7 protein-coding genes and 1 pseudogene are annotated in these 9,460 nt (G+C 45.1%); 2 read left to right on the forward strand and 6 right to left on the reverse strand.

The features are described 5' to 3' along the window. Positions 1 to 184 (reverse strand): annotated as a pseudogene (locus tag RMO84_RS09860) (alpha/beta hydrolase); the annotation flags it as partial. A 311-nt stretch (positions 185 to 495) separates the two neighbouring features. Between RMO84_RS09860 and RMO84_RS09865 the strand changes: the two are divergent. Further along, a complete protein-coding gene (locus tag RMO84_RS09865; protein ID WP_310488292.1) occupies positions 496 to 1,461 on the forward strand; it encodes a DUF362 domain-containing protein in 966 nt (321 codons plus the stop codon). Between the two features lie 166 nt (positions 1,462 to 1,627). Here the strand turns inward: RMO84_RS09865 and RMO84_RS09870 are convergent, their stop codons facing one another. Further along, positions 1,628 to 3,025 (reverse strand): GAF domain-containing protein, encoded by a 1,398-nt coding sequence (locus tag RMO84_RS09870; RefSeq protein WP_310488293.1) that lies wholly within the window; start codon positions 3,023 to 3,025, stop codon positions 1,628 to 1,630. 377 nt (positions 3,026 to 3,402) lie between these two features. After that, complete coding sequence (locus RMO84_RS09875; RefSeq protein ID WP_396135821.1) at positions 3,403 to 4,212, reverse strand: SDR family NAD(P)-dependent oxidoreductase; 810 nt, start codon at positions 4,210 to 4,212, stop codon at positions 3,403 to 3,405. Between the two features lie 829 nt (positions 4,213 to 5,041). Here RMO84_RS09875 and RMO84_RS09880 point away from each other — a divergent pair. After that, the gene (locus RMO84_RS09880; protein ID WP_310488295.1) at positions 5,042 to 6,790 is read left to right on the forward strand and encodes an ATP-binding protein; all 1,749 of its coding nucleotides are present in this window, start codon (positions 5,042 to 5,044) and stop codon (positions 6,788 to 6,790) included. Between the two features lie 48 nt (positions 6,791 to 6,838). Here RMO84_RS09880 and RMO84_RS09885 read toward each other — a convergent pair whose 3' ends face one another. The 3 genes from RMO84_RS09885 to RMO84_RS09895 all read right to left on the reverse strand — a co-directional run. Continuing rightward, positions 6,839 to 7,645 carry a hypothetical protein gene (locus tag RMO84_RS09885; RefSeq protein WP_310488296.1) on the reverse strand — a complete coding sequence of 269 codons (807 nt, stop codon included), beginning with the start codon at positions 7,643 to 7,645 and terminating at the stop codon, positions 6,839 to 6,841. Between the two features lie 73 nt (positions 7,646 to 7,718). Next, entirely contained in the window at positions 7,719 to 8,726 is a 1,008-nt protein-coding gene (locus RMO84_RS09890) for a hypothetical protein (protein WP_310488297.1), read from the reverse strand. A 15-nt stretch (positions 8,727 to 8,741) separates the two neighbouring features. Continuing rightward, on the reverse strand, positions 8,742 to 9,460 hold a 719-nt coding region (locus RMO84_RS09895), incomplete at its 5' end, for a hypothetical protein (protein WP_310488298.1).

Below are 9,460 nucleotides of genomic sequence, written 5' to 3' on the forward strand. Positions count from 1 at the left end.
CGATCGCATAACAGCGACAGTTCTCTGCCAACACGGGAATATTCTTGCGCCAGTGACCGACTGAAGCTCCAAAACCATGAATTAGCAAGACGGCGGCACCCGTCTCGCCAGCAGTCTGATAATTAATCTGCTGTCCGCGCCACAGCCAGGTTTGATTCGCAGTCGAGGTCGCGATCGAGGTCATATGTAAAGATTGTTTGCAACAATGGTATTCTAACGCGATTCATCAGAAGAACGGCTGCGCTAGCGAGATCGTCAAACGGATCGATCGAACGTGGCTTAACTTCGACAGGCACAAGTCAAAGCAATTAAGGAAGGATACAATAAATCATTCAATATGTACGTTCAAACTGCCTGAAATCTAAATAGTCATCGGCATCCTCTACATGCACGATCGACGATCGACTGTTTTGTCTTGACGCACACAACCGTCGGGTTTCCTGACGAACGCAAATCGTTATCAACTATCAATTATCAACTATCAATTAATTTCCTATGTCCCCAACTGTCAGCCTCATTCGTGCCACATCTTACGAAGCCCAACAACTTCGAGAATCGATCGAAACAGTATTAGCCCCATTGGGTGGAATTGGTGCGTTTGTGAAACCTGGCGATCGCGTGTTGCTCAAGCCGAACCTATTAACGGGTGCGCGTCCGACCAAAGAATGCGTGACTCGTCCTGAATTGGTGAGGTGTGTCGCCGAACTGGTAATTGAGGCGGGTGGTAAGCCGTTTTTTGGCGATAGTCCAGCCTTTGGGAGTGCGATGGGCGTGGCTAAATCGAATGGTTATTTGCCGATGATGGCCGAATTGGATTTACCAGTGGTGGAATTTCATGGCAAACGCTACGAGACAGCCAGCGAGAATTTCAATCACTTGCTACTAAGTAAAGAAGCGATCGAAGCCGATGTCGTCATTAACCTCCCCAAAGTCAAGTCGCACATGCAATTGACGATGACGCTCGGTGTCAAAAATCTATTCGGTTGCGTTCCTGGCAAGATGAAAGCTTGGTGGCACATGGAAGCGGGCAAAAGTGCCGACCGATTCGGCGAAATGCTGGTCGAAACAGCGCGCGCCATCAGTCCAAATTTGACCATCATCGATGGCATCGTCGGCCACGAAGGAAATGGCCCCAGTGGCGGCGAACCGAGAGATCTGGGCGTTCTGGGTGCCGCTGCGGATGTGTTTGCGCTGGATGTCGCCATGCTGGATCTGCTCAATGTCGAGGCGCATTTAGTCCCGACAGCAGCGGCAGCACAACGATTGGGATTAGCTCCGGCACTGGAGACGATCGAGTTTCCCCTAATGCGTCCGGCAGATCTCAGTTGTACTGACTGGAAGCTACCGGAGGCTCTGATGCCGATCGATTTTGCGCTGCCACGAGTAATTAAATCTACGTTCCGACATCTATATATTCGGTTGATTAAAGAACCAATGACAGCTTATCAACGGCAGGATTGAGGGAAGGAGCGGGGAGCGGTGCGGGGTGCGGGGCTAACGATCTGAAGTCCACGCAGTCGGACTGATTTTCCTAGTCCGCGCAGCGATGCGCTTCGGTCGGGTTTCCCGACCATGAAGGTGCATCAAGACAGGCGGACTTTGCATCATAAGCAGAGACTTCCAGTCTCTAGCTAACTCTTGTCTCGAACCGATCCTCGTTAGCTTTTCGAGATTTATACATTTGAATGGCTGAGTTGACTACTGTTTCTAGCTGTGTGACCTCCGATTGCAGTGACAATGTGCTATCTGAAGCCACTTCAGCATTGGCTTGCAATTTTTTAGTGATAATCCGAACGAGATTGAGATCTTCACTGGATAATTTATCCGTGAGGTTAACGACCTCATGACTGAGCAATCGCATTAGATGCTTAGCTTCATCGATAGTTTGGATCGAATTGCTAAGTGATTCTTTGACCTGCTGCACTTGGGTATCGGCAGTACTAATTGTCTCTTTAACCACGCCAGCTCGCTTAAGCGAAGACTTCATGGCGGTGACTTCTTCTTGAAGCTGAGCCTTGACTAGTGCCAAACCAGTTTGGATGCCGATCTGGCGCAGCCAATCTATTTCCATCTCTTGCCACTGGCGATGGTTAAAACACTGATGCACAGAGAGTAATCCAAATAACTCTCGTCCATCACTCATAATCGGGACAACCAGGCTGGCTTTGATAGCAATTTTGGCAAACTCCAAGGAACTCGGATCGCCATCCGTATTGTAGATATTATCGATCGCATCGACTCGCCCATACCGATATTCTTCGATCCGGCGATCTGATAACGAGCTATCTTCCAGGATCGTTCCTTGCAGTGGTGCCAACGCTGGCAATGTCGATTCGGCAAAAACTCGACCCAAATTTGATGGCGAAGTGCCATAGACGATCGCGCGATCTCCACCGAGCATTGCCTGGGCTTGAGCGACAGCAATGTCTAATACTTCGAGGCGCGTAGTGCCCTGATGAATTTTTTGGGTAGCAGTTATTAACAGATCGTTGTAATACTTTTGTTTGTCGATCCCTGACTTAAGCTGGTAAGACTCCGACCACCTAGTCGCATTAGAGATTGCCCAGCCAATTTGCAAAGCCATCTGAGCGGTGAGGGTAACTTCTGCTGGCGTCCACGCACGGGGTTGAGAACATTGATGGACGATTAATAAGCCGTACAGCTCATTGTCTGGCAATAGTAACGGCACTACCAAGTTAGCTTTGACGGCCAGTTTTTCCAGTGTCTCGATATAACAAGGCGTCATCCGCGCTTCCTGAATGTTATCGATCGTCGTAATCCTACCTTGACGGTAGGTATCGACATGCCGCGCCATAAAACAAGGATCCTCGATCGTCGTTTTCATTGTCTGCGGAAAACCCGGATTCACCGACTCTGCTACTACCTCACCTATGCTCTCGGACTGAAGACTATAGACCACTGCCCGATCGCAGTTAAGAGACTGTTTGACGTTTTCTACACTTGCTTGCAGGATATCTTCTACTCGCGAGCAATCGTGAATTCTAGAAATGAGATTGGCGAACATAGTTGCATCAAAATAGATGAGGATGAGCTGAGACAAGTCTGCTACAAAAACTAGTATGAACTAGTTAGCAAGTTTATATACACAGTGTTTATACGGATAATTGAGAAGTTAATCTTGGTCTCAAGTCATGACTGGTTAGTGTGCCGAGCTAGCTGCTATGTGTTTCTTCGATTAATATAACTCATTCTCATTTGCTCGCTCAGTACGATTGCGCAACCGAAGTGACTAATCTTGCTAGTGTACGGAGCTGTAGCTGCGAGTAACTTTGGGAAAGTAAGGCACTACAAGATTAGATCGCCATTAACTCGATCGGGCAAAAAAAAGAGAGAGTCAGATCGATGCCGATCTGACTCTCTCTTTTTTCGATCGAGCTGGAGTTAGCCTCTAGCTCCCAATCGCAGCCAAGCGCGATCGCGGCCGGGTTGCGGGGCGGCAAATCGGACTGCGCGTTCGAGTAGTCGGGGGACTAAATAGTTACTCCAAACTGCAATATGACTTTGCCAACCGACAATAATTTCGCGCTCGTTGCGCTCGATTCCCCGCATTAATGCCTGGGCGACGCGTTGGGGCGACATCGGACTCAACCCCCGAAATAGTTGCAAGTCTCGCACCATATCGGTGTCTGTCAGCGTCGGTAATAACGACATTACCTGAACGTTATGACTGGCCAATTCGCCGCGTAAAGCTTGGGTAAAGCCGAGAATGGCAAATTTGGTCGCTGAGTAGGTAGACATCGTCGGCGCAGCCACTTTGCCCATGAGACTGGCCACATTGACGATCGTCCCTTCCCGCTGCGATACCATCCGCCGCGCGATCGTGCGGGTAACGGTATACATGCCCAGGAGATTGATGGCGATCTCTTCTTGAACCTGTGGGAGCTTGGACTGGAGAAATGGTGCTTGATGAGCCACACCCGCACAGTTGACTAGCAAATGAATTTGACCGTAATCTCGCCATGCTTGGGAGATGACGACATTGACGCGCACGCGATCGGTCAAATCTACAACTAGGGGAATGACTTCGATGCCCATTGCCGCCAGATCGATTGCCATTTCCGCCAGTCTTTGTTCGTTACGGGCGACGAGTAGCAAGCGTTTGATGCCATGTCTGGCTAACTCGAAGGCAATTGCTCGACCGATGCCCCGCGATGCCCCAGTAACTAGGGCAGTTTTTCCTTGTATTTTCATCTTGGTAATACCTCCAAAGGTAAAATCTCGCCGGACGTTTAGCACAAATCTAGCCATGCATGCATGGACTGCGATTTCTCGAACCAGCAGAGGGAAGTCGGGAACTAAGAAATTGAATTGACGATCGAATACTTATGAATTAAATGTCTAGTGTGAACTAGCCGCAAATTGGAGCGAAATGGTTCTTTGCGACTATTGTGAGGCAACACTCAAACTTAGCTACCCAGGTGGATCGCTCGTCTAAGGTGTTGGGAGTTGAAAGCGATCGAACATGGTACACCTCTTTAAATAAATTCGAGCAGTTTGATACCCACCTGTTGGGGTAAACACACACTATCAAACAAAGCAAGTATTTGCAATATTTATTAGCATAATTTGGAGATTGTGATATATCTCTATACAATTCTCAGGGATCGCTGTCACAGCCATATCGATGCTCGTGTGGTATGCCATCTCAATCGTAGTGTAGTCGATCGTCTTATCTAGGCTCGATCGTTTCTGAGAAGGCGATCGGTTGATGAGAGCGGATGCAGACTGATGGCTCGATCCAATTGAGGTGCTATCCCCATCGATCCTTGGTGTCAAACAAGCACAGTGCAACTAATTGCCATGACGCGCCAAGCTTACAGATCGGGAAAATACCGCACGCGATCGCTGAGAATACTGAGTAAGGTAGTTTACAAATCTGTGAAATTTAAGCTAATTCACAACAATATTCACAACGCATTGATGGTAAGTTTGTGCTAAGACTATTAAAAAGTAAGATCCTAGCCGTAACAATTTCAGCGGTGAGGGTTTGGGCGCATCTCGATTTAGTATCTACCATCTTATGAATAAACCCCTCGGCTCAGTAATTGAAGGTTCGCTCACTGGTGGCTTAGAAGTAAGACTGCATCCAGATATCTCCGTTGAAGATATGCGGGTGGGTAAATTTTTGGTGGTGCGAGGCAGACAATATGACTTTTTTTGCTTGTTAACAGATGTCTGTTTGGGCACATCGAGCGATCGGATTTTAGTCAATCCGCCCCATCCAGAAGATGACTTTTTGCTCGATGTTTTGTCAGGGAGTGGGACTTATGGGACGGTGAATCTATCGCCGATGTTGATGCTTAACAAATTCAGTCAAATTCCGCCGTCACTCAATGGTGGGGCTAGTCTGAATGGCAATGGTAAAGGTAAAAAAGCCAAAACTGAGAATGGCAAAGCTCCCTTAGCTTCCTTTGAAGCCCAAACGAATCTGGAATGGGAGCTTTTACCTGTCAAGACGGTGCCCAGCCACTTCAGCCAAGTATTTGATGCCAATGAGAACGACTTTCGATCGGTATTCGGCTGGGAAGACGATCCGACGCGCAAGAATTTTTCGATCGGGCAACCTTTAGATATGGATGTGCCCGTCTGTTTGGATCTCAAGAAGTTTGTCGAACGCAGCAATGGTGTATTCGGGAAATCGGGGACGGGGAAATCATTCCTGACGCGGCTGCTCCTAGCGGGCGTGATTCGCAAAAAAGTCGCTGTCAATCTGATCTTTGATATGCACTCCGAATACGGCTGGGAAGCCGTCCAAGAAGGCAAGAATGTCAAGACAGTCAAAGGCTTGCGGCAATTATTTCCCAACGAGGTGGTCGTCTATACCCTCGATCCCGAATCCAGTCGCGCTCGGGGCATTCGCGACGCGCAGGATCTATTTCTCACCTACGAGATGATCGATATCGAGGACTTGCAACTCGTCTCGCGGGAATTAAATCTCTCAGAAGCCAGCCTAGATAACGCCAATATTCTGGCAGCGGAATATGGCAGCAGTTGGATTAGTCGGCTCCTGGAAATGAGCAATGAAGATATTACGGTCTTTTGTGAATCTGGCAAGGGGCATAAAGGCTCGATCGCATCTTTGCAGCGAAAATTAATGCGCTTGGAAAAACTCAAATACTTGCGTCCGATTAGCCGTCAAGATAATCTTAAAAGTTTGATCCAATCCCTCAGTGCTGGCAAAAATGTCGTGATCGAATTTGGCAATCAATCCGATTTATTGTCATATATGTTGGTGACGAATATGCTCACCCGCCGGATTCACAAACTCTATGTCAATAAAGCCGAGCAATATCTCCAAAGCAAGCAAGAAAGCGATCGACCAAACCCGCTAATTATCACGATCGAAGAAGCCCACCGTTTCTTAGATCCGGCGATCGCCAAAAGTACGATCTTCGGCACGATCGCGCGAGAAATGCGGAAGTTTTTCGTGACATTATTAATTGTCGATCAACGTCCGTCGGGGATCGATAATGAAATTATGTCCCAAATTGGCACGCGGATTACCGCCCTAATTAATGATGAGAAAGATATCGATGCGATCTTTACCGGCGTAGCTGGCGCGCAGGGATTGAAATCTGTCTTAGCAAAATTAGATTCTAAACAACAAGCATTAGTATTGGGACATGCAGTACCGATGCCAGTGGTAGTGCGCACTCGTCCCTACGACCAAAAATTCTACGAAGAAATTGGCGATCCCGATTGGGGCACTAAATCAGATGAAGAAATTCTCGTCGCTGCTAAAGCCGCTCAAATGGATTTAGGATTTTAGCGGTCGATGATTTACACTATTTACAATCAACCCAAAGAGCAAAGTTTTTCACAGCTTTTTCGTATTATTAATTAACCACCTAGTGGTTTTAACATCCCAAACCAAAAAGAAGCGTACAGCCTCTATATTTGGCGAACTTCTATTCTTTTTTGTAAAATATTGCCAATTAACATCAATGGTTGCACCAGTCATATTTTTGGACACGAGTTTTGCTTGCAGAACATTTGTACGTTCAACATCATTTTTCCAGAAGCTTAAATAATCAGCGTAGCCGTTAGGCATCAAACGTTTATTATTTTTGAAATTAGCAGTGGTTAAATTCCATGCTTCTAAATATTGATGATTATTGATAGTTGAAAAATATGTCCAAATAAACTCTTCTGGAGCATAGCTAGTGGCAGAAGGTTTCCATTTACCACTCAAGATCCAACCTTCTAACGAATACCACCATATTTCTCCACTACGGAGAAATTTAGAAGTACTATTTGTTCCGATCGAAGGACGTACATACCATATTAAAGGTACAATAATTCCAATTATTACAAGCAATCGTTTAGGAGGATACCATCTTTTTTTCATGGAGCTGGCAAACTCACTAAAGTATTTGCTTGTATTGTCAAATGCTCTACCTATAGCGGCTAGCGAATCGCTAAGAATATAAATGATTGCTGGGGGCGAGTAATGTTTTTTGACTCGAATATATTGAGTCATCTCACATTCACATCGTAATAGTATTTTCACACATACGAAAGCTATATAAGACAATTTGCTAGAAAGAAAAGGCAATCCTTGAAATATCAACCAAAATAATACAGGAATTAAAACCATGCCAACAATCGTCAATCGCCAGGGCATAGGAAATATGATGATTAGTTCGTAAATTGGTCTGAAAATAGATTGAAAAAGCCAACTCATACTCTATATAATCCTATTGGCAATCTTCATCTCGATCTCGACCAATTGAATTAGGTATCGAAGGCTTTACTTCTATCTCCTTAGTTTGTTGAGAATCTTCTGATTTCAGAGGTTGTGTTTTACCTTCTAATAAAGCTATTGACTGCTCTGGTAACCCACTCACTTCTTGAAATAAAGCCTTCGCAGCTCCTCTAAGTTCCCAGCCCTCTACGGCACCTTTTTCAATTGCAAGTTCAAGCAGCTTCTGCTGTCTCTCTTCTTGCATTTTTTGTTTATTTGAAGTTGCTTCCACCATGGCTCGAATTGTGACATCTTCAGGATCGTTTAAATCGAGCATTGCCAAAAGAGTTGCCCAATCTCCCGCTTTAATATAAGGTGCAAAAAAATCTGCCTTTTTTCCTTTTAAGCCTAACTTGGCTCCTAGTTGTAAATTAGCTAGTTCCTCATCTCTTGAAATTTGAGTCTTCTGATCGTCAAAATCATACTCCTTCAATTTCTTATTAATAAGACGAGTCTGAATTGCTTCATCTAGGGAAATCTTTACAAAAGCTGCTCGACTCAGCTTGAAGCCATTATCACGAACCTCATCTTCAATTCTACATGCAATAGTATTTTCGGCCTCTCCCGTTTGTTCGTGATTATATCTTCGGCTGGCACGTCGCATCGCATCAATTGCTAAATCTTTCAGAAATTGACCTGCATCTGTTCTAGCCCGTCGCACAACAAGAGCTGGATCGCTGACAGCATAAGTTAATTTAACTTCTGTATTAAACTCAAAAGCATCAGCACAAGGTAGTTTTTCATGGAAATTGAGTGAGCGATCACCCATATCTACTTCATAATATGTGCTATATTTACCAAACAATAGTTCTCCTGCTGTTGGACCACGTTCGCCTTCACGAACTGTGAGCAGAGGGGTACCATCACCAACAAAAACAAGTGCAGTTCCAGGCTTTGGTGGCTCTGGACGTTTCAAGCGAGTCAATTCTTTCTCAGTAAATAGCAACTTTTCTTCCGGCATGTTTTTACTCCTGTACTAAGAATTTTGTTCGATCAATTTTAGGATTTGGATGGCTGACTCAGAACTTCTAGACCACCTATTCAGGTAACTACAAATTCGCTCGCATTCTCTACCGCGTCTAGCTAACGTAAAGATAATGCGTGCAAGAGTTTTATATAACGATTGCTGCTTATCAACAAACTTCAGCCAGCTAAAAATTTCAGGCAGTATCATATCTCTTGTGAATTCTAGATTGAGGGCATTTCTCATCAAATATACTATTAAGTCTTCAGAAGCCTGACTCTTTTTCGCCAGCCATAGAAGAGTTGGTTGACGAACATCATTTTTGATAATCCAGGATTCACGCATTAATCCCCAAAAAATAAGTAAACTAAGTCGATAGATTGCTGTTTTCCGATCTTTATCTGCCCATTCTTTGAGTGTGTTTAAGACAAAGGAGTGTAAATTAGAAACCTGCTGACCAGCATCAAACAAACTTATTACAGCTTGAGCAATATCTGAAAAAAGTCGCCCATCACCCGATTGAGCAATTATCTTTAAATTATCAAGTGCTTGCTGAGGAAAAAGTAGCCCAATGTAGCTTCCATATGCTGCAATTGATGTCCACTGTAACCGAGGAGCATTCTGTAAACTGCTCCAGTGATTTAACAGATTTAGTGCTTGCTGAGAAATCTCCTCACTTTCTTCATATGCCACCACGGTAAGTGCTAAGGTGGCTAATCTTTGAACAACCG

This window comes from Chamaesiphon sp. VAR_69_metabat_338, assembly GCF_031423935.1.
Taxonomy (GTDB): Bacteria; Cyanobacteriota; Cyanobacteriia; order Cyanobacteriales; family Chamaesiphonaceae; genus Chamaesiphon.